Origin of the sequence: Fibrobacter succinogenes subsp. succinogenes S85, assembly GCF_000146505.1 — a bacterium.
GTDB lineage: Bacteria > Fibrobacterota > Fibrobacteria > Fibrobacterales > Fibrobacteraceae > Fibrobacter > Fibrobacter succinogenes.
On sequence record NC_017448.1, the window covers coordinates 3,197,314 to 3,219,097 of the forward strand.

A 21,784-nucleotide genomic window follows, 5' to 3' on the forward strand; every position below is an offset into this window, starting at 1 on the left:
GGTATGAAAATTGTATTTATGGGAACGCCCGCGTTTGCGGCTCAATTCTTGGAGCACCTCGTTGCTTCCGATAACGAAGTTTTAGCTGTTGTCACACAGCCCGATCGCCCGGCAGGCCGTGGCCGCGTGCTTACGCCTCCGCCTGTGAAAGAGGCTGCGCTCAAGCACAATTTGCCGGTCTTGCAGCCGACGGACTTGAAGTCTCCTGAATTCGAAGCAGACCTCCGCAAGTACGATGCCGACCTCTATGTCGTCGTGGCGTATTCCATCTTGCCCAAGAACATTTTGGGCATCACAAAGTTTGGTGCCGTGAACGTTCACGGCAGTTTGCTCCCGAAGTACCGCGGTGCCGCTCCGGTGCAGCGTGCCATTGCCGATGGTCTTAATGAAACAGGCGTGACCGTTTTCCGCCTGGACGAAAAGATGGACCACGGTCCGATTCTTGCACAGCGCACGGTCGTGATTGACCATCAGGACACAACCGCAAGCTTGCTCGACAAGATGGTTGTTCCGGGTTGCGATGCCTTGGACGATGCGCTGAACCAGCTCAAGAATGGTTGCGAAAAGGATTTGACGCAAGACCACGCACAGGCAAGTGGCGCTCCGAAAATCAAGAAAGAAGAAGGCTTGATTGACTTCAATTTGCCGGCACGCACGATTCACGATCGCATCCGCGCGTTCAATCCGTGGCCGGGTGGCTATGGAAAGCTCGGTGGCCGCATGGTGTACTTGCGCCAGACGGACACTCCCGAAAATGGTCCGAAGCTTGCTCCGGGTGTTGTCGAATTCAAGGACAACCGACTCTTTGTCGGCACTGGCGAAGGCGTTCTCGAAGTGATTGAAATTCAGGCCGAAGGCAAAAAGCCGATGCCTGTAGCAGACTTTATGCGTGGCATTCAAAAGCGCGAGGGACTTCAATTTTGTTAACGGAACGTGAAGAAGCCTTTCGAGTCCTTTTGCTTTGGCAAAGAGATGGCTCGTTCATCAAGGAAAGCGGACTTTCTCCTTTTGCGATGGAACTTGCTCTGGGCGTTTGCCGCAGGCACTTGTACCTTGAATATTTCGTCAAGTCGCTCACGAAGAAATTGCCATCGCTCGAAGCCCGCGTGATTCTTGAAATGGGCCTCTTCCAGATGTTCTTTATGGACGTGCCGGATTACGCTGCAATCAATGATAGCGTGGAACTTGCAAAGTCTGCAAATCTCGGCGAGAGTACTGCGCGGCTTGTGAACGCGGTGCTTCGCACTGCTCGCCGTCAAGGCGAGCCTGCGCTTCCACCGCAGCGCGTTCGCCGCGTGAGCGTCGAGAATTCTGTGCCTGAATGGCTTGTGCGTCGCTGGTTCGACGTGTACGGAGGCGACCGCGCCGAAGCCTTGGCGAAGGCGACACTGGAGCGCCCGACTGAATGGATCCGCGTGAACTTGCAAAAGACGAGCGCTCCGGTGCTTGCCGAAAAAATCGGCATTACGGGCGCCTCGATTCTCTACGACCGCTTTATTGAAATCCCGCGTGACGTGGGCGTGAAGCTCTTGCTTGCGCTTCCGGAATTTGTGAAAGGGCAGTTCTCGTTCCAAAATCCGTCCGCATTTGAAGTCGTGAAACTCCTCGACTTGAAGCCTGGCTTGAAAGTCTGGGACGCTTGTGCCGCTCCCGGTGGTAAGACCGCTCTCATGGCTGAAATGGATAGCTCGCTCGAGATTCTCGCGAGCGATTCGTCTGCCTCGCGTCTCGAAAAAATGCAAGACCTGATGAACCGCCTCGGCCTTACAAACATCAAGACCGAAGTCATCGACCTCGCTCCAGCCTCCGCGACCTCCCCGCAGCAATCTACTCTCTCGTCTGAAGCAAAATTCGATAGAATTTTGCTTGACGTTCCCTGCAGCAACATGGGCGTGATCGCTCGCCGTCCGGAATCCGTCTACCGCATGACTCCGGAATCCATCAATGAAGTTGCCGAACTCCAGTTCAAGATTCTCGAAAATGCATCGACGGCACTCGCTCCTGGCGGGCGCCTAGTCTATGCCACTTGCAGCCCCGATCCGACGGAAACAACGCGAGTCATCGCACGCTTCGTCAAGGTTCATCCTGAATTCGTGAAAGTCGGCGAACCGGTATTGCCTGGTCTCAAGGATTCCCGCCTTGACGGCTTTTTTGCACAAGCTTTGGAATACAAAAAATGAAAAAACTCATTACGATCCTAGCTCTAAGTCTGGTATCGCTTTTGCATGCTGAAGATCCGTTCGCATTTGCGAAGGATTCTGTCGCTGTAGAAAATGATATCACATTCTCGCATTTGTCCGTTTTTCTTGAGGGTGGTGAAATCTACCCGATGGGCGACCTGATGGATGCTGTGGAAAACGCTTTATATGGTGGCGTAGGCGTGCGTTACACTTACTGGGAAAACGTTGATGGAATTGTGATGTTCCAGTACACGTACTTCAAGCCTCGTACCGATATTAAATATGATGGCGCTCATCAATTTATGGGTCGTGTCGGTGCGGAATGGAAATGGCCGACGATTCGTCCGGTGGCTCTCGGTGGCGGCTTTACCTGCAGTTGGGTCCGTGCTGATGCGGAAAAATCCGATTGGTTTCAAAAAGGTGGTTCGTTGATCGATAACGAAACGGAATTTGGCTGGTATGCAAGAATTAGTTTGCCTGTGTTTAGGTTCCAAGATTATAGTGCTGGTTTCCATGTGATGTGGGAACGGCTTTGGACTCTCCCGAAACGTTCTGATATGTTGTCTGCTGGTATCACTTTTGAAAGGAGCATCTGGTAATGAACTCCTTTGTTAATAAAATAATTTCAGCTTTGGCTGTTGCTGCTGTTTCCGTTTTTGCATCCGTTGATCCTGAAATGGAAGGTTTGGAAGTCGTTTCCCGCGATGACGGAACATTCTTGATGGGCTCACCAACGTTCTATTTTGATCGTACTTTAGGGGCGGGCGGAATTCATTCTGAAAGCGAATTGTGGACGCCTCGCAAACTGCATTATCGTTTGCTTTTCAATCGCATGTCTGTTTTGCCGAGTTGGAATCCTATCGAAACACCATCTGTCTGGATGAAAACAGGCAATGAACTTGGTGACTTGATTTATCAGGATTTTTTGACTGAGGTTGAAAGTCGTCCAGACAACAGAACACCGATTTTGGAAGGCGGTTTCCGTACACCGATGATTCATGGTTTCTGGGCTACAGGGCGTCTGTTCCAAGATGACCATTACGGAGCTGGTCGTGGCTATAGAATTTCTAAAACCAAGAAGTCGTTCTCGCATTTTGGTGAAAACTGGCCGCTGTTCAGCTCTGCTTACGGTGGACTTGGCTATACCAACGATTTTGTAAATGCATCAGTGCTTGCTGGCATGGAATACATCTGGCTCTTTACGGAAACTTCTAGATGGATTCCTGTGCTGTACAAGCCGCGTGTCGAAGCGCGTGCCGACTTCTGGAATTTCTCTACAACGCTTGTTTATGAAAATGCAGAATATCGTGATGATGGTAAAAAGGAATTGGGCGAACGCCATGAAGTTAATGGCTCCTTTGTTTATACCTGTGGCGAAAAATGCAAACAAGGTATGTTACAACTTTCTGCCGGGCTTGCATTCCGATTTGTTGATGATGATGGCGTTGTTTATACGGAACTCAAGGATGATCGTGTCTTATGGCCCTTCCTTGAAATGCGTTTCAAACCGATGAATCAGCTTAAGTTTGATGTGATGTTCGGTGTGAATGATAGGGATTGGCTTGTTCAAGATAGCCTTGAATACCAAGTGCCTGCGTTTGAAAAAATGAATGTGACGGTGGGCTTTAAGAATATTGCCGGAACGCGTTTGAATCCGATTGCCGATACGCGAGAATTTTTTGATGGCGATACAGTTTCTCTGACTGCAAATGGTCACATGAACTTGTTGCAAGGCTATGTCGGTATTGAAGACACGCTCACGAATTTCCTTGGCGTTGGTGTTCGTGGAAGTTTCTGGGCTGAATATGGCGCAGAAACGTTTGATGTGAAAGAGTTTGTTGATGATGGCGAGAATTATACAGCTCGTCATGGTGATGTTGGTCGAATCAATTCCTGGATTAAGGGCGTGACGGGTGAACTTTGGCTCAACCTTTGGTACAAGGAAATGTTTAAGTTTACGGCGCTTACAGGCTTTGAACGTATTGATGGCAACCAAAAACGTTTTGAAGTCAATCCTGCTGAATTCTTTGTGGCGTTTAATGCCGATTGGCTTATCAAGAGGTCTTTCCGTATTTCGCATTCTATCCGTTACAGAAGTGATGCCGAATGGAACCTCCGCTCAAGGGATCCTTTAGTTGTGAAGGGAGACTGGTTCTGGGATGTTACCTTTGAACAGCGTTTCCCGAAATATGCAATTTCTTTGGCGGGAACTCTTGTTCAAGTGCTTGGCAAGGAAGTTGTTGAAACACCGAATGGTGGATACAGCCGATTCCGTTTTGTCTGCACCGCCAAAAAGGCTTTTTAACAAAACACTTTTTTTAACGCTTTTAAGCTGAAACTATTCGCGAAGGTCTCAAAGGCTTTCGCTTTTTCTATCCATTCAAATGCGGTGGGCTTGTCGCTGTTTTCTGTTGGCAAATGCGAAGCCTTTGCTTTTGTCAAAAGTTGCACGTGCAACACGTCGCATTCGATTTTATGCACCGTAATGCTGTGGCGGAACGTCCCGCAATATTCAACGGATTTGACTTCGTCGGCGTTGATGTAATCTTCTGCTTTGGCGGGGAGTGCTACAGTGGCGTGGCGAGCACTTTCAAAATGTGGGAGCGCAAGCTGCTTGTCCAAGAATTTTTGTCCGCCATTCACAGCTAAGATTTTTTCGTCCGCACTCTCAACTACAAGTACGGTTCCATGCCAGCTTTTTTCGGTGCGCTTTTTGGCGGGCGGAAATTCAGTTGTGCGGCACTCTTGGAATGCGCGGCATTCGCCGCGTAGCGGACATGTTTCGCAAAGTGGCGATTTCGTCTTGCAGACTGTTCGCCCAAGCTCCATTAACGCTTCGTTATGCATGTACGCCTTCGGAGAATCCGCCACTTCCCGCGCATATTCCCAATAAATCTCAGTGCAATTTTTATTTGCGGAACCTTTATCTGTCGGCAAAAAATCAAGCTCGTACAAACGGCTAAAAATCCTGACGAGATTCCCATCCAAAATCGCTTCTCGTTGGTGGTAGGCTAGGCTTAAAATAGCACCTGCTGTGTATGCCCCGATTCCTGGCAATGCTTCCAGTTCCTTGCGCGTCTCGGGCATTTTGCAAGGTTCCTGGGCTTGCCGAAGCGCTGCGACTATTTTCGCTGTCTTTAAAATGTTCCTAGCGCGGCTGTAATAACCAAGTCCCTGCCAGTACTTGAAAACCTCGGCTTCTTCCGCCTTGGCCAGTGCTTCCACGTCCGGGAACCGCTTCATCCATCGCGTAAAATAATCCCTGACCGTCGAAACTTGCGTTTGCTGCAACATCGTCTCGCTAATCCATACAGCATATGGATCACGGGGCGCGTCCAAGCCCGCAGGTCTCCACGGCAATTCTGCCGCGTTCGCCCTGAACCACTCGCGCAAACGTTTCAACGAATCTGGTGTCATAATGCGGGGGAATATAAGAAAATGATTGCGTTCTGTCATTGTTGTTGTTATATTGGCTATAGAACAGCAAAAAATATGGAGAATATATATGCCAGAATATCCTTTGGAAAAAATGCACAAGTACTTCTTTGACTGGTTTGAAGAAAAACGTAAAAATGATGGATTCTTTTATTCTGTGAGAAAGCAGAATGGAGATAGGCTTCGCAATGGATACCTCTTTTTAGGGAATGATTATTATATAGGAGTTCCTTTTGTTAATCATAGGGATTGGAGACATAAAACGGCTTCGATTCAGTTTGTCTATGGAAATAAAAAGGCGGATGATTTTTGTATTGAATTTGTGAGTCGAAATCTTGAAGGCGAAAATCTCAATAGTGAAGAAATTGATCTGGCAGAAAGGGATTTTTATGAAAAAATGCTTGACTTCAATGATGTGATTTGTAAGTATGCTCAAGAAAATGGTGGGCGTCGTTTAACGGAACAAGAATGTAGGTTGTACGAATCCAAGAAAAAGCTTCCAACGGATATAAAGGAACCCATATATGTATTCTATCATCATTCTCATCATAATCCGTTAAAAAATGCGTATAACTGCAAAATCTATTTCAATGAAACGGATGTGGAAACCGCTCTAGAAAAAATGTATGCGTTTTGGAAAGAATATGGAATGGCTTATTGGAACGAATACTTTGGAACTCCCTCATCAGCCGTCGAAACTATAAATAGGAGCCTTGGTAATATAGACCATTCTCTAGCGCAGTTTGACTGGCCTAAAAAAGTCTAGGTCAGTTGTTAAAAACTTGCAGACTATAAAAAAACAGCCCTTGGGGCTGTTTTTTTATATCCCGTACGTTTCTCGCTTTAACTTCCTGAAATACTCAAACTGCGTCTTGGTCGAGCTTGCAAGCGTGTAGCGTTCGCTGCGCTTGTGGCTGTCAATTCGCATCTGTTCGTAGAGTTCCGGTTTCTCAAGTTTGATGGTGCGGCATTCTTCGAGCGTTTCAAGCCACTTCGCTTCGTCAATCGGCAAAATGCGTCCGCAACTGTCGTCCTGCACAATGTCGTGCGGACCGCCGTAATTGCTTACAATCGCGGGCGTGCCTGTAGACATCGCTTCTACGACCACGTTTCCGAATGTATCTGTTGTGCTCGGGAACAAGAAAAAGTCTGCATCCGCATAGAGGCTCGCGAGCATCTCGCCGCCCTGTTCGCCTGCAAAGCAAACACTCGGATTGTCCTTGAACTGCTTCTTGATTTCTTCAAGATACCAGCCGTAGCCCACGTACATGAGTTCCACGTCGTCGTGCTTGGCCGAGAACTTGCTCCACACGGAGTTCAAAAATTCCAGATTCTTTTCTTTGGAAATTCTACCGATAAATGCAAATCGCACAGGCTTGTTGGGTCGCTCGCTGCCGAACTTTTCCCAAGCCCCTTTGCCGCGCATTGTGGGCGAAAACTTGTCAAGCGGGAGCCCGCGGGGGAGGATCTGCACCTGATTTGCAGGGACCTTCAGGTCCTTTTGCAGAATGTTTGCGTAGTCATTGCATGGACTAATGACTGGGCGCGCCATCCAGTAGAAAATGCGCATGAGCCAAAGCACGTACGTGTGCATCCACTTTGCTTTCACAAGCGTTTTTGCGTAGGTTGGCACGTCGGTGCGGTAATGGCTAAAGACCTTGATGCCTGCAATCCAGGCGCAAATGCAGACCGTCCAAGCGCCAGGGCTCGGGGTCTCAAGTTCAATCATGTCGATGGGGTAGCGCTTGAGCAATCGCAGTGCCGGCGAAATGCGCGGAATTGCAAGTTCACTGTTCGCGTACCCGAGCTGTTCCATGCTGAACAAACGCGGTAACAAAACGCAATAGCTGTTTTCAATCACACCGCAGGGGCGCGTATTGAAAGCGCTGCCGGCGAGGTAAGCCTTCATGCCGTGTGCGCGCATGTACGGGATTACGTTTCTCAAGTTGTTCGCAATGCCATTTGTCTCGTCCAAATTGTCCGAGTAAAACAAAATGCGTACATCGTTCGGGTCTCTTTGCTTGCGTTCCTTTTTCAAGTAAAAACGCAATTTTAAGAGCTTCGGCAAGTTTATAATCGGCGTTAAAAACACCAGAGGCGGAATCCAGCAAGTGCGGATGTTTCCGGGAGGTCTGTGGTCAAACGAGAAAATCTTACGGAAGGTGCTCGTGACCTTGCGTCCAAAAATTGCCGGGCGTGAATCAAGCTTGTCGCTAGCCTTGAGCTTTGTTGAACTTGACGCAGTCGTCATACATCACTCCTTTGCCACCGAACAAGTCTAATGCACTACCAATGGTAAGATCAATCTTGCCATTCGAAATTTCTTTGCAATGGATCAGGTCTTCAAGCGATTTTGCACCACCTGCATACGTTACGGGAATTGGGCTATTCTCGGCGAGGAACTTGATGAGCTCGTCGTCCATGCCCTGCTGCTTGCCTTCGACATCGGCTGCGTGAACCAAGAATTCATCACAGCTTTTGGCGAGGTCTTCAAGCGTTTCCTTGTTGATTTCGATATCGATAATCGTCTGCCAACGGTTTGTCGCAATCTTCCATTGTGGCTTGCCATTGACCATGCCGGTGCGCTTGCAACTCAAGTCCAAAATCAGGTGTTCCTTGCCGACCGTCTTTACAAGTTCGTCAAGGCGCGAACGGTCAAGTTTTCCGTCTGGGAAAATCCAGCTCGTCACAATCACGTGCGATGCGCCCGCGTCAATGTATTCTTTAGCGTTCTGGGCGTTGATACCACCACCAACTTGCATACCCCCTGGATACGCCGAAAGCGCGTCCTTTGCCGCGCTCTCGTTTCCCTTACCAAGCATAATCACGTGCCCGCCTTTGATGCCGTCTTTCTTATAGAGTTCGGCAAACCATGCGGATGACCTGTCTGTTTCAAAATTTGTCTTGAGCCCCGCTCCACTATCGGAGAGTGAACTGCCGACGATCTGCTTTACCTTGCCATCGTGCAAGTCAATGCACGGCCTAAACTTCGTCATTAGTCCTTGACCCCTGTAATAGCCCAGTCAATATTCTTGCCGAGACCGTTCTTGCTTCTGCCGCGGTAGAATAAAACTTCGCCACCTGCAGCAATCTTCATGGCCTTCTTTGCAAACCAGCCGTCAATCTTGTCCAAGAGCGAGGCCTTCTGCAAAACCTTGTTCACGGGGAACACCATGGCCGGTACGCCGTTTTTCCATTCAAAGGAGAGCGTGGTCTTCGGGAACTTCTTGCCATTGTAATCGGAGCCACCTTCCTTGACCTTTGTCGGAATGGCGACCTTCAAGCCTTGCGGACCGTTGTACAATGCATATCCCATGAGCTGGCCGTCTGTCGTGAGTGTAATGCGGCCTGCGTGCATCGGCGATTTGTCGCTGGTGCTAAAGTTGATGGTGCGTGCGGCGATTTCGGTTGCCTGGGTGGTTTGCCAGGTTTGGTCCATGTAGGCGTAGCCCTTGACCATCAATGTGTCTTCGTTGTAGGCAATCTTGCCCGTCACGCGTCCGTACGGAATATGAATATACTGGGCAAACTTTTCCTTGCCGAAGGTCCAGGTGCCGTTTCCCGGAACCATGCCTTGGACCGCACTTTCAAATGTCACGTCCAGAAGGAACTTTCCACCCTTGTCGGCACTGTAAAGGACGCGATGGCCTTTGCCAGGTTTGTTCTGGAGAATGTATTCGTCCGTCTTGATGGTAATTGTTGATTTTTCCTTGCTTGCAACAAGGCGCTCAGGCGGGTACTGGCGACCGACGGAATAGGTTTTTCCCTTGAAGTTCCAGAAGCTCAGGTCGCAGCCGATTTTGCGGCCCGATCCTGGTACGTTGAGCAGGGAATAGTTCACAAAGGCGCGCGTGCCGTTGTCGAATACGAACTGGTAACTCCAAGTCTCGTTGAAATCCTTGGTGATAGCCTTGTGCGGCATAAAATCACTTACAGTGAGGGCTCTGTCGTTACCCTGCGGTCCTGTAACTTCTGCGGCGTGTGTTGTCGCAGAAATAGCAAGCAGGGAGCAAATCCCCAAAACAATATTTTTTATTTGTAATCTCATACTTGAAAAAATAAAAAAAAGCTGTTCTTGTGGAACAGCTTCATTCTAGAAATTCGCTGAACGGCGGTTATTATGGAATGAACTGCCGATAATCGGAACAAGTTACAGGCGCAAGTCGCGGCCCATGCCCATCTTGAGTTCTACGCGACGGCGGACGACCATTTCGTTGAACAAATCCGAGAGGCAGTCTTCCATGCAAATCATGGGTTTCCAGCCGAGATTCATGATCTTGGTGGGGTCGCCAATTAGGAGCGGAATGTCGTTGCAACGGTCGTAACCCGGATCAAATCTGAAGTCTACGCTCACGCCGGAGATGTCCACGAGCATTTCCACGAGTTCGCGGAACGTGTAGGACTTTCCACAGCAAATGTTGAATGCTTCGCCGGATTCGGCGGTATTCAAAATCTGGATGGCGGCGCGGGCAACGTCACGAACGTCAACCACGTCACGGCTTACGTCGAGGCTTCCCGAGTAAATGACCGGTTCCGCGCCGTAATACTTTATCTTCACCAGCTGGTAGGCGATGGATGGGATTACAAAGCGGCGGCTGTGATGCGGGCCCGTAAAATGGAACGGGCGTGCAAACACGATGTGCAAACCGTTTGCATTGCGGAACTGGTTCCCGAGAATTTCCATGCATGCCTTGGACGTGGCATACGGAGTGAGCGGGTTAGGAGGGTCCGTTTCCTTGTGCAGGTAAGTCAGTTGCTGTTCTGTTCGACCGTAGATTTCGCTACTGCTGAGGAGCAAGACTTTTGCCTTCGGCACAACCTGTCGCACCGCTTCAAGGAGCGTCTGCGTACCCAACAAGTTGATGTTGAGCGTTTCGTAAGGCTTCTTGTAGCTGAGCCCCACAGAGGATTGGCTAGCCAAATGGTAAATGTGCGTCGGTGAAACTTTCTGAATCATTTCCAGCACATTCCTGAAGTCTAGCAAATCACCGGTCAGGTACTGTACTCCTTCGACCTTTTGCCACGGCTGCGGAAGTTCATCACTGAAGCTGTACAGCTCGTGATTGGTGCCGCTTAAGTTAGATAGAATACTGTACCCAAGTGATCCCGTTCCCCCGGTAACCAATATGCTCATCTAAACCTCACTTGCCTGGATGGCTTTCCAGGCATCTGCAATAATACCCTTATCAATATTACAAACTTTTTCGACCTTTCCGATCTTTGTAGGCAAAATATAAACTCTAGTGCCTTTTTCGGCCTTCTTGTCGACAGCCATTGCAGCCCAAGCCGCTTCGACATCCGTGTTGTATGTCTTCGGGAATCCGAGATCGTCGAGCAACTTGTTTTGGCGCTGTTCGTCTTCCTTCGAAAGCTTTCCGAGGAGCACTGCAGCGCGTGCGGCGACTCTCATGCCCAAAGAAACGGCGATACCGTGGCTGTAAAGCTCGTAATGCGTGAGCTTTTCAATAGCATGTCCGAATGTGTGGCCGTAATTGAGGATGGCGCGGAGGCCTGCTTCTTTTTCGTCGATGCCGACCACTTCGGCCTTGATTTGGCAGCTGCGGAAAATCATGTGCTTCAACACGTCAAAGTCGTGAGCCTTGATCTTTTCGACATTATTTTCAAGGTAGGTGAAGAATTCTTCATCGTAAATCACGCCGTACTTGACGATTTCGGCAAGACCCGCAAGGTATTCGGTTGGGGGGAGCGTGTTCAGCACAGAAATGTCGCAGACAACCGCTTTCGGCTGGTAGAATGCGCCAATCATGTTCTTGCCTTCGGCATGGTTCACGGCAACCTTACCGCCAACGGAACTGTCGACCATCGACAAGAGCGTTGTCGGGAACTGCACAAACGGAATGCCGCGCTGGTACGTGGCGGCGCCAAAGCCTGCCATGTCACCTACGACGCCACCGCTGAACTGCAAAAGGCAGCTCTTGCGGGTATAACCGCGGTGCAACATAAAGCTGTAAAGCTGGTTCAAGTTGTGGAGCGTCTTGTGGCCTTCGCCTGCCTGGAACTTGAAAATCGGGCAACGACCTGCCTGACCGCGGAGTTCCGAAAGCTTCGTGTTCTGTTCCTTGGCAATCGTCGTGTCCGTGCAAATCAAGAATTCATAAGTCGGGGCAAGACGTAAGCCTTCAAGCATAATGGCTGCATCCGGCACAATGTTCTTGCCGATGAAAATCGGGTAGCGACCGCCTTCGCTCGGGTGCACGTCAAGCGCATGGCTTTCCCAGAACTTGAGCATGTGCATGATGCGTTCCGTGACGTGCGTTTCGGAATAGTCGTTCGTGCTTTCGACGCTAAAGTCTGCGTTGGCGTAATTCTTTTCGCGGTCTTTCAGCATCTGCTTGATTTTTTCAAGACGTTCTTCATCCGAAAGGTTTGCGAGGAGCGGTCGCGTGTTCTTGCGGCCAATGCGTTCCGAAAGCACTTCGGGCTTTGCCCACAAGCGGATAATCGTTCCGTTTTCGCGGATGACCTTCAAGTTTTCGGCTTGCGTGAGAGCGCCACCGCCAAGAGAAACGACGAGAGGCTTTTCGCTCTGTGCAATTTCGGCAATTACGTCGCGTTCCATCTTGCGGAACGCGGCTTCGCCTTCTTGCTCAAAAATTTCGCTAATGGATTTGCCGGCGCGTTCTACAATGACGTTGTCTGTATCAACGAACGGGCGTCCGAGGCGGTCTGCAAGGGCGCGACCTGTACGGCTCTTGCCGCTGGCCATGAATCCGGTAAAGTATAGATGCTTCTTCATTTTAGCCCTGCATTCCTTTGCGCATAATCGCGGTAAGTTCTTCGTTTGTTTTGTTTTCGGTTTCCTTCGGGAACCACTTTTTAAAGCTTTCGAGGCCTTGGTGTACGAGCATGCCTTCGCCAGTTACAATCTTGCAACCTTTAGCTTCTGCCATCTGCAAAAGCTTGGTGTGAGGCGGCGTGTAGACAATGTCGCAGACAACCAGACCATTGTGCAGGCATTCGTCTGTAATGGGGGAAGCGTCAACGTTCGGGCTCATGCCGACAGACGTGGCGTTGATGATGATGTTGAAGTTTGCAGAAATACTTGCAAATTCTCCAAACGTCGTGACCTGAACGGTCTTGAAATTCTTGTCGCCAGCTTTGCTGGACTGGAAAAACTTGTTCAAAGAACTTGCGAGAGCTTCGCCTTTTTCCTTTGAACGGCAAACTATAGTAAGCTCGTTTTTTTGTTCCACAAGTGTAAACGCAATCGACTGGGCGGCGCCACCGTTTCCGAGGAGTGCAATCTTCTTGTTAGACGGACTTACGCCATTCTCTTCGAGATTTCGCACGCAACCATAAGGATCCGTCGTCGTTCCGCAGAGAGTCCCGCCGACAATGCCGTCCTTCCAGTACAGCGTGTTCACGCTGCCGGTGAACTTCGAAATTTCCGAAAGTTCATCTACTAGGCGGGCAGTTCCGTCTGCATTGAAGAATTCCGTCTTGTAGGGGATGGTGACGTTTGCACCATGGAACTTCATCGCCTTGAAGCCTTGAATCGCTTGGGCGAAATTTTCTGGTTCGGGTGCGTAGGGGAGATATGCCGCATTGATGCCAAGGGCGTCAAAAAGGGCGTTGTGCATAGCGGGCGATTTGCTGTGAGCAACCGGATGCCCGAAAATGCAAAGAGTTTCCGTCTTTCCGTTTATGGAAGCCAAAGTAACCTCGTATGTCCTTCCCACCTGTGGGGAAAAACTCTAAATAATACACTACAAAGATATATTATTCTAGATAAAAAATTATGCAATAAGAAATTAACAGTGGTTAGTAGGCAGTAGGAAGTAGACGGTAGGAAGAGGCTTTCCCGCCGGAACCTGTCATTCCCGCCTCCGAGCGGGAATCTCCTTCTTGTATAGTAACGATTTTGAAAGCTCTCGTCTTTCGTCTGTAGCCGCATAGCGGCGTTCTCTCCTCTAAACGCCCCCTAGACACAATTTCTATATTTGTGCTCGATGAAATTACCTATCGTTTGCATAATTGGACGTCCGAACGTCGGAAAGTCCTCCCTCTTCAACCGCATTCTTGGCCGCCGTGCCGCCGTGGTGAGCGACCGCGATGGTGTTACCCGCGACCGTCATTACCAGAATGCGATTTACAAGGGTCACGAATTTACAGTCGTCGATACGGGTGGATTCTTGCCCGATGATTCTATTGACGTCTTGGCGGACAGCGTCCGCGCCCAGATTTTTAACGCCGTGAACGAAGCCGACCTCGTGCTCTTCATGGTCGATATCCGCGTGGGCATCACCAAGCTTGACCAGCAGTTTGCGCGCCTTATCCGCAAGCTTGACAAGAAGGTCATCCTCGTCGCGAACAAGAGCGAATTGCAGGGCGATCGTCAGGAAAGCTACGAATTCCTCAAACTCGGCTTTGGTCAGCCGCGTACTGTTAGTGCCTTGACCGGCTACGCTTGCCTCTCGCTTTTGGACGAAGTGGTCTCCGTGCTCCCGACTCCGGTGCGTGGCGAACGCCGCGAAGAACGCCCGGTGCGTTTTGCCATTCTTGGCCGCCCGAACGCAGGCAAGAGTACGCTCCTCAACCGCCTGTTGAACGAAGACCGCGCTGTGGTCTCCGACATCCCGGGTACGACCCGCGACTCCATTGACTGTGACTTTGTCGTTGACGGACAAAAGTTTGTCGTTACCGATACCGCTGGCCTTCGCAAAAAGGCTCGCGTCGAAGACGAAGTGGAAGTCTTCAGCAACATGCGTACGCTCGAAAGCATCCGTCGTTCTGATTTGTCTGTGCTCGTCGTCGATTGCACGCGCGGCATGGAAATCCAGGACTACCGCATCATCACGGAAATCCGCAAGGCCGGTAAGGGCCTTGTCGTTGTGCTGAACAAGTGGGATATCCTCCCGAACAAGAACGACAAGTCCTTCGATCACATGGTCAAGGAACTCCTCGAACGCGAACCGATGCTTGAATTTGTACCGATTCTCTCGATCAGTGCCAAGGAAGGCCAGCGCGTGGGCCGCGTGATTCAGGCTATCCAGACCGTCTATGCCAACTGCCGTCGTGTGCTTGGCCGTGACCGCGTTGCCGAAAGCTTTGCGAACTTCTTGCAAGAAAAGGCTCCTCCGAGCCACAACGGTCGTGTCGTCATGCTTACCCGCGCCTGCCAGATCATGGTGGAACCGCCGGTCATCGACATCGAAACCCGCACGCCGGAACTTGTCGACGAATCGTACAAGCGCTACTTGCTCAAAAAGTTTTATGACGAATTCCAGTTGCAGGGCGCTCCGCTCCGCCTGAATTTCGATAGAAAGTTAACCCTCAGAAAGGATGAAGAACTTGAACAGTTTACTGAGTCTTCCAATAGCGTACTTGCTGGGGTCGATCCCCAGCGCCATATGGATCGCAAAACTCGCGAAAGGTAAGGACTTTGATATTCGTGACTACGGCTCCAAGAATGCGGGCCTCACGAATACATTCCGCGTGCTCGGCTGGAAACCTGCTCTCCCGGTCGTGTTCATGGACCTTTTGAAGGGCTTTTTTGGACCGTTTATCGCTCAAAAGATGTGCGAAGCTCAGGTCGCCGCTGGCGGTGCCGATTACAGCGCATGGGTGCCGCTCGTCGCAGGCCTCCTCGTGATTCTTGGCCACAGCTTCACTTGCTTTGCCGGTTTCCGCGGTGGTAAGGGCGTGCTTGCGGCTCTCGGCGTGTTCCTCGCCATTTCCCCGCTCACAGTCCTTTGCGCATTTGCTCTCTGGATTATCCTCACGGTCACCACGAAATACGTCTCTGTCGGCAGCATTTTCGGGTGCGGACTTCTCGGCGCACTTTCCATCTTTGGCTATGTCTGCCCGGAATACTACTTCGAAAGCATCAACCTTGGCCAGATGATTCTCGCCGTGATTGTCGCTGTGTTCGTCATCGTGAAGCACAAGTCAAACATCAAGCGCCTCCTCAACGGCACCGAGAACGGCTTTGGCTCTAAGCGCAAAAAGTAAGTAGGATGTGGGCTATGGGCTCGCTTGCGATGCTCGCTTTGGGGTATGAGGCTCTTTTTATCGCTTTATACTAGGTCTATATTCTGTAAATTATATAGATTATAGCGAAAAGGTCGCATTTAAAAGCCCAAAGCGTAGCGTGCTCACACCTCAAAGGGAGCCGTAGGCGACCGTGCTCATAGCTTTTAATAAGGAAACGAAATCATGAAAGTTACAGTTTTAGGTACCGGTGGCTGGGGCCTGACCCTCGGTCAAGTTGTTTACGAAAACAAGAACGAACTCACTTTTTGGACCAATTCCCAAGCAGAAGTAGACCTTCTCTCCACCGAACACCAGTACAAGGACAAGCTCCCTGGCGTTATTTTCCCGGCTGATTTTAAGTACACGACCGATATGCACGCTGCCCTTGAAGGCTGCGACATGGTCCTTATCGTTGTCCCGTCCCAGTTCATGGCTGGTGTTGCTGCAAATCTTGGCTCTTGGACCCCCGCAAAGGGCAAGGAACCGATTGTTGTCTGCGCCACGAAGGGCATTCTTGAAGGCACGGACCAGCTCATGAGCGAAGTCATCCTTGAAAAGGTCCCTTGGCTGACCGAAGACAAGATGGTTGCCTTTAGTGGTCCGTCTCATGCTGAAGAAGTGAGCCGCCACGTGCTTACCGCCATTGTCGCTGCTTGCGTGAACGAAGACTCTGCAAAGGTTGTGCAGCAGGCAATGAGCTGCTCTTACCTTCGCGTCTATACCTCAACCGATATCGTTGGTGTGGAACTCTGTGGTTCCGTGAAGAACGTGATTGCTATTGCTTCTGGTGTGCTCTATGGCCTTGAAGCGGGTGGCAAGTTCAAGATTGGTGACAATACCCGCGCCGCAATCCTTACGCGTGGCCAGGCTGAAATGTGCCGCTTGGGCAAGGCTCTCGGTGCTAAGCCCGAAACGTTTGCAGGCCTTGCCGGCATGGGTGACCTCATCGTGACGTGCCTTTCCCAGCACAGCCGTAACCGCTACGTGGGCGAACACATTGGTAAGGGTGAAACGCTCGACCAGGTGCTTGCTGGCATGAAGATGATTGCTGAAGGAGTGCCGACTTGCCGCAGCACGCGTGCTCTCGCCAAGAAGCTTGGCGTAGAAATGCCTATTGTCGAAGCTGTCTATCAGATGTTGTTCGAAAACCGCAAGGTCGAAGACGTGGTCAAGGAAATCTGGGGCCGCGAACTCAAGGCCGAAAACTGGGCTTAGTTTAAATAAACTAACAAATACTCCGCCACGAGCGGAATTCACCTTTACATTGTCACCCCGGCCACCGTGCCGGGGTTGTCTTTTTATCCCGTCATCCTGAGGGCGAAAGCCCGAGGGATCCATAATTTCTCGCCGAAAAAACAGAAAAACCATCAAAATCCTTCAAAATTTCAATTTGTAAACAAAAATTTACTTTTGAAAATTAAAATCAGATTTTGTTCTTTTGTCCGAAATCTCGAATTTTTAAAATTGCCGTTTTTGCTCAAATTTCGCTAAATATGTCAAAAAGTTTACAATTTTAGCACGTAATCTTTTTGTAAGAAGTTAGGCGTAAAAACGCAACTTTATTCCAAGTTGAAATATTTTTTTTGTAAGCAAAACTTAACTTTTGCGAAAAATTAATGTAAACTTTGTTTTGTGAAAGTTTTTCACAAAGATTGGAGAAAATCAACAAGGGAGCATATTATGCATTACACAAAGCTCAGTGTTGCGGGTTGTGCCGCACTCATGTTTGGTCTCATCGCTTGTTCCGGCGAAGACGGAAAAGACGGTGTTAACGGCGTCAATGGCCTTAATGGTGCCGATGGCGCAAGCTGCGAAGTCAAGTCCTTGAAGGACGAATCCGGCTACAAGGTGCTCTGCGGAGGGGATTCTGTTGGCGTCTTGTTAAATGGTAAGACTGGTGCAACGGGTAAGCAAGGTATTGCTGGTGCTACTGGTGCTAAGGGTGATACCGGTAAGACTGGCGCAAGCTGCGAAGTTAAAGAAAACAAAGACATTAATGGTTACGATGTGCTTTGCGGTGGCTCGAAAGTGGGTACGTTGAAGAATGGTACCAACGGAACAAATGGTGCCGATGGCGTTTCATGTTCTTTGTCTACCCCAGCTGACGATGGTAGCGTTACTGTTACCTGTCCAAATTCTTCTCCTGTTACAATTAAGCAGGGTAAGGATGGTACAAACTGCTCTGGCACAACCGTTACGAAAGATGGTCGAAAAGGTGTCGAGATCGCATGTGGTGGCTCTATCGTCGATACGCTATGGAATGGCTCCAATGGCTCTGATGGCACATCGGGCTCTGCAGGTTGCATTAGCGCCGATGACGGAAACGGTATCGTTACTGTGACTTGTGGTGATGCTACACCGATTAAGATTACCAAGGCTGTGTGCGGTGCAGACGCCTTTGATCCAGATAAGAAGTTCTGCGTGCTTGGCAAGACTTATGACTTGTGCAAAGGCAAGGCTTACGTTGTGAACAGAGAATTCTGTAACGATGGCGTTGTTGCTGAATTGTGTTCTGAATTCAAATTCAACAAAACAAAGACAACTGCTCAATTTGTTACTTATCGTGCAACGACCAAGGATGAATTCTGCTGGAATGGTATCGTGACTCCGAAGTGCGGAGGCAAGGAATTCGACGAGAATGAGTACTGCGGCAAGGCTTACGATGGCGTAACAGACTCTATCTATAAATACTGTGACAAACCCTCCAAACTTGAGGATATTTATGATGTCATCGGTCTGGCCTCGGTTGTTGCTGAACCGGAAGAAGGTGCAGAAGAAGGTGATGCCGTTGCCCCGAGTTCTTCTAGTCAGAGCTTCTTTGGAAACCTGATTGGAAAGCCGCTTACTCACTATAATGAAGAAAAGTTGGTTGAATTCTTTACAAAACTTGGTAACATTCAGAGTGGTGTAACCGAGTGTGGTATCGAAACTCCGGAAAAGTGCGGTAGCAAGGTCTATAACGCGAAAAAGCAGTTCTGCGATATTCGTGATGAACGTCTCTATAAGTTCGTGACCATTGATGGTCGCAGATGGATGGCTGAAAACCTTGCGTTTGAATACAAGCTGCCTCAAATTGACTCTTCTGAAGGTAGTGATCCGGCGCTTTGGTCTGTTGTTCAAGTTGGTGGTAAGGTCCAATATGAAAAGGATGCCTTCGAAAGCTTCGAAAAGAATGGAACCCGTTACTATACTTGGAATGCTGCAATGGGCAATGGTGACGTGAGAAAGATTATGAGTGAAGACGCAATCGCTGCTCTTAAACTTAATCCTAAGGATGAAGTTGTTGGAGCCTGTCCGGATGGCTGGAGACTGCCGAATAGTGATGAACTCAACGCTCTCAGTCTTAAGGCCAATGCTGCAGAACACGGATTTGAGGATCTTGACGATGCAGAAGATGTAACGGTAAACTTCAATGTTGAATTCTTGGGATTCTATAATGTCAATACTAAGGATGTTGTTGATGCTAATGAAGCCGCATACTTCTGGTCTGAAACTCCGGTTGAAGAAGATGAAAGACAGGCAGTTAACTTGCTCGTTACTGGAAAAGACCAAAGTGTTGTTAATACCTCTAACAAGGTGTTCGCATTCACCATCCGCTGCATTGAAAATCTTCCGAATGAAGATGAACCTGAAGGCGGCGAAGGCGGTGAAGGTGGCCTAGAACCTTAACATTCACTAATAACTCTCACATAATACAGCTCCAAGGCACCTGGCTCTCCACCAGGTGCCTTTTTCCGTGTGTTGTCGTAAATGCTTGAAACAAAAGCGGCCCGCTTTCGCGAGCCGCTTTCTGCATTATAGTCAATTGCGTTTAGCTAATATAGACTGCCGAACGCGTCTAGCGAATTGCTATCTGCACATTCAGCTGACTAGATTTCTACTTACTTCTTGAATACGCGCTGTGCGTTGTTCTTTGTCTTCAAGATGTAGGCGCCTTGGCGGATGCTCGGCTTGAGGGTACCGTTTTCGTTGAGCGCTTCGCTCTTGATGCCCTTCCACACGAGGTTTCCGTTCAAGTCGAAAATCATGGCTTGCGTCTTGCTGTCGTTGAAGGCAACTCTGCGGTTCATCTTGATGGAGCTGGAGCCTGTGCAGCCTGTGGCAACAATCTTTGCAATGTAGATGCCGGCAGATTCGCTGTTGAAGGTGAGTGCGGTAGAACCGTTTTCGCCTTCTTTCTTGAGAGAAACCTTGGTTTCGCTCCACTTGGAGCCGGCAGCGAGTTTGCCGTATTCGTAATCGACCCAGCTGCCGCCTGCAGCACCGCCCACGTTCACGTAAGCATCAGAAGTGCCCTGGCTGCGCATGGTGATGACGAGGTTAGAGCAAGAGGCGAGTGCCTTGGCGCCTTCTTCGCTGATGTTCAAGAGCTGGTTCTGGTAGCCGCAGGTTTCTTCGGACTGGTCGCAGCCGGCGAGCGGAACGCTTGCGTAGCCAGCGATGCCATCGATTGCCGTTGTGCCGTAGGTGACAGCGGAGAGCTTGTCATCCATGGCCTGCCAGGTCGTAACGTCGGTTGTTGCCGTGTAATCGACAATGACAACATCTGCTGTCGGAACGATAATCGGTTCGACGTAGCTGGAGTCGCTTGTTTCGTCCTTGCATGTTGCGACTGTGGAAGCGGCTGCGCCCTTCTTGTAAACGAGAGTCGTGATGGAACGTGCCGGGAGAACGGTACATGCTGCAACAGAGATGTTCTTGCTCTTGAGGCCGTTTTCCTTGGACTGCACGGCGGTAACGAGGCCGTAGCCCGCGATGGCCGGGTTGTCGAGCTGGATGGCGGTGCTACCCGTATTGATAAGGATGGTCGAGATGGAATCGCCGTTTGCGCTGAGGAAGGCGACCGTCTTGAGGTTTGCGTCGTCAGTTGCGGTGGCAATGACGCTTGCACCCGGATTCACGAACTTGGAATAGTGGCGCATGGCGTGGTATTCCGGGAAAATCTTGAAGCCGGCATCGTCACAGACGTACTTGCCACTGCCGTCGAGGTCCCAGCCTGCACCTGGGCAAACGCCGATCATCTGGGAGTGGTAACCCCAGAAAAGCTGCCAGGCAATGTAGCCGGAGAGGCGACCATCGGTAAAGCCGATCTGCATGATCTGGGCAAGGCCGAGCATGTCCTTTTCGCGCGGTTCATCAAGCATCGGGCAGAATTCCGTCATGATGATGGGCTTGTCGCCCTTGCCGTAAACGTCGGCGATGGCCTTCATCGGCTTGCGGAAGTTTTCCGGATCAAGGTAGTTGTTGCCGGAGTTGTCGTTTCCGTCACCGGCATGGTAAAGGTGGTAGGAATAGCCATCGAGCTTATTGGCGTCGAGTTCCTTGGCGTACTTTTCAAAGTTGCTGTAGCCAATACCGAGTGGTTCCGGGCCAATCAACTTGGTTTGTCCCTTCACGGCGTCATAGACGGCGTTCAAGGCTTCCTTGTAACCGGCGATTTCGTTAGTTTCTGTTGGTTCGAAGAGTGTTTCTTCATAATCGGCTTCCATGTCCGGTTCGTTCTGGAGAGAAACGTAGTCCGGAGAGATGCCTGCGGCCTTGTAGGCTTTGAGGCTCTTCTTCCACCAGTTGGCAAAATCACTGTAGACGTATTTGCCATACGGGTCGCTGTTCGAGGTCTTGAGCGTGTTCTGGCTCTTGATCTTTTGTCCGTCCACTTTACCGTTCAAGTTGCCGCTCGGCTTGAGCTTTGCCGGAGCAGACCAGCTGGACATCTGGATTTTCATGTGGTCGCCGAGGCGGGTCTTGGCGGCCTTGACGATGTCAATGTCGTCCTGGATTTTTGTGATATCTTCGTCCTGGTACCAGTTTCCCACGCGGAGCAGGGAAATGTTAAGGCCCGTGAATGCGGTATCGAAAAGGGCTTCTTGGTCTGCTGCGGGGAGGTTCTTGATCCAGCTCTGGTAGTAAACGCTTGCGCCACCGAAACCCGTAACTTTCTGGGCGGTGGAGGCGGGGTTTACCGTTACGCTTGCGGCAAGTGCGCTAGAGGCGAGCAAAGCCGTTAAAGACAAGTATTTTCTCATTTTACACTCCTAAATTACACCGGATATATCCCTACACCGGTTCGACCATACACCGAGAGTTAAAGATACTAAAAGTAATAAGGAGTTTCAAGAATTTTAGAACTTAGAACTTAGAACTTAGAACTTAGAACTTAGAACTTAGAACTTAGA

Annotated in this window: 17 protein-coding genes; 9 read left to right on the forward strand and 8 right to left on the reverse strand. The window is 49.9% G+C overall.

Going from position 1 to position 21,784, the window contains the following annotated elements; all coding sequences use genetic code 11:
* The first annotated feature begins 3 nt into the window (after nucleotides 1-3).
* From fmt to FSU_RS13210, 4 genes are read left to right on the forward strand one after another with little or no spacing between them, the layout of a single operon-like run.
* Entirely contained in the window at nucleotides 4-927 is a 924-nt protein-coding gene (gene fmt / locus FSU_RS13195) for a methionyl-tRNA formyltransferase (RefSeq protein ID WP_014546875.1), read from the forward strand.
* Nucleotides 928-956: 29 nt separating this feature from the next.
* Nucleotides 957-2,180, forward strand: a complete 1,224-nt coding sequence (locus FSU_RS13200) for a transcription antitermination factor NusB (protein ID WP_244263648.1) — start codon at nucleotides 957-959, stop codon at nucleotides 2,178-2,180.
* Complete coding sequence (locus FSU_RS13205; protein WP_015732239.1) at nucleotides 2,177-2,779, forward strand: hypothetical protein; 603 nt, start codon at nucleotides 2,177-2,179, stop codon at nucleotides 2,777-2,779. The genes FSU_RS13200 and FSU_RS13205 overlap by 4 nt, the downstream gene beginning before the upstream one ends.
* A complete protein-coding gene (locus FSU_RS13210; RefSeq protein ID WP_014546877.1) occupies nucleotides 2,779-4,485 on the forward strand; it encodes a hypothetical protein in 1,707 nt (568 codons plus the stop codon). Before FSU_RS13205 ends, FSU_RS13210 begins: the two co-directional genes overlap by 1 nt.
* On the opposite strand, the gene FSU_RS13215 is transcribed toward FSU_RS13210, so the two are convergent.
* Nucleotides 4,482-5,597: an A/G-specific adenine glycosylase gene (locus FSU_RS13215; RefSeq protein WP_244263649.1), complete on the reverse strand. Its 1,116-nt coding sequence runs from the start codon at nucleotides 5,595-5,597 to the stop codon at nucleotides 4,482-4,484. The two genes, FSU_RS13210 and FSU_RS13215, sit on opposite strands and share 4 nt — an antisense overlap.
* An 88-nt stretch (nucleotides 5,598-5,685) precedes the next feature.
* Here FSU_RS13215 and FSU_RS13220 point away from each other — a divergent pair, with 88 nt between their 5' ends.
* Nucleotides 5,686-6,381: a hypothetical protein gene (locus tag FSU_RS13220; protein ID WP_015732240.1), complete on the forward strand. Its 696-nt coding sequence runs from the start codon at nucleotides 5,686-5,688 to the stop codon at nucleotides 6,379-6,381.
* Between the two features lie 54 nt (nucleotides 6,382-6,435).
* Here the strand turns inward: FSU_RS13220 and FSU_RS13225 are convergent, their stop codons facing one another.
* From FSU_RS13225 to aroE, 6 genes are all read right to left on the reverse strand, one after another.
* Nucleotides 6,436-7,866: a glycosyltransferase gene (locus FSU_RS13225; protein WP_014546880.1), complete on the reverse strand. Its 1,431-nt coding sequence runs from the start codon at nucleotides 7,864-7,866 to the stop codon at nucleotides 6,436-6,438.
* Nucleotides 7,829-8,611 (reverse strand): phosphoribosylformimino-5-aminoimidazole carboxamide ribotide isomerase, encoded by a 783-nt coding sequence (hisA, locus tag FSU_RS13230; RefSeq protein ID WP_014546881.1) that lies wholly within the window; start codon nucleotides 8,609-8,611, stop codon nucleotides 7,829-7,831. Before hisA ends, FSU_RS13225 begins: the two co-directional genes overlap by 38 nt.
* On the reverse strand, nucleotides 8,611-9,663 hold the full coding sequence (locus FSU_RS13235) for a lipocalin-like domain-containing protein (protein WP_014546882.1): 1,053 nt from the start codon (nucleotides 9,661-9,663) through the stop codon (nucleotides 8,611-8,613). Before FSU_RS13235 ends, hisA begins: the two co-directional genes overlap by 1 nt.
* Before the next feature lie 102 nt (nucleotides 9,664-9,765).
* Complete coding sequence (locus tag FSU_RS13240; protein ID WP_014546883.1) at nucleotides 9,766-10,749, reverse strand: GDP-mannose 4,6-dehydratase; 984 nt, start codon at nucleotides 10,747-10,749, stop codon at nucleotides 9,766-9,768.
* The gene (aroB, locus tag FSU_RS13245) at nucleotides 10,750-12,372 is read right to left on the reverse strand and encodes a 3-dehydroquinate synthase (RefSeq protein ID WP_014546884.1); all 1,623 of its coding nucleotides are present in this window, start codon (nucleotides 12,370-12,372) and stop codon (nucleotides 10,750-10,752) included.
* A 1-nt stretch (nucleotide 12,373) separates the two neighbouring features.
* Entirely contained in the window at nucleotides 12,374-13,291 is a 918-nt protein-coding gene (gene aroE, locus FSU_RS13250; protein WP_014546885.1) for a shikimate dehydrogenase, read from the reverse strand.
* Nucleotides 13,292-13,585: 294 nt separating this feature from the next.
* Here aroE and der point away from each other — a divergent pair, with 294 nt between their 5' ends.
* The 4 genes from der (at nucleotide 13,586) to FSU_RS13270 (ending at nucleotide 19,277) form a co-directional block, all read left to right on the forward strand.
* The gene (gene der / locus FSU_RS13255) at nucleotides 13,586-15,013 is read left to right on the forward strand and encodes a ribosome biogenesis GTPase Der (protein ID WP_014546886.1); all 1,428 of its coding nucleotides are present in this window, start codon (nucleotides 13,586-13,588) and stop codon (nucleotides 15,011-15,013) included.
* Entirely contained in the window at nucleotides 14,961-15,587 is a 627-nt protein-coding gene (gene plsY, locus FSU_RS13260) for a glycerol-3-phosphate 1-O-acyltransferase PlsY (RefSeq protein ID WP_049858427.1), read from the forward strand. The genes der and plsY overlap by 53 nt, the downstream gene beginning before the upstream one ends.
* A 204-nt stretch (nucleotides 15,588-15,791) precedes the next feature.
* Nucleotides 15,792-16,823, forward strand: coding sequence for an NAD(P)H-dependent glycerol-3-phosphate dehydrogenase (locus FSU_RS13265; protein ID WP_014546887.1), 1,032 nt, complete (start codon nucleotides 15,792-15,794; stop codon nucleotides 16,821-16,823).
* Between the two features lie 465 nt (nucleotides 16,824-17,288).
* Nucleotides 17,289-19,277, forward strand: coding sequence for an FISUMP domain-containing protein (locus FSU_RS13270; RefSeq protein WP_014546889.1), 1,989 nt, complete (start codon nucleotides 17,289-17,291; stop codon nucleotides 19,275-19,277).
* 212 nt (nucleotides 19,278-19,489) lie between these two features.
* On the opposite strand, the gene FSU_RS13275 is transcribed toward FSU_RS13270, so the two are convergent.
* A complete protein-coding gene (locus FSU_RS13275) occupies nucleotides 19,490-21,634 on the reverse strand; it encodes a glycoside hydrolase (RefSeq protein WP_014546890.1) in 2,145 nt (714 codons plus the stop codon).
* Nucleotides 21,635-21,784 lie beyond the last annotated feature (150 nt).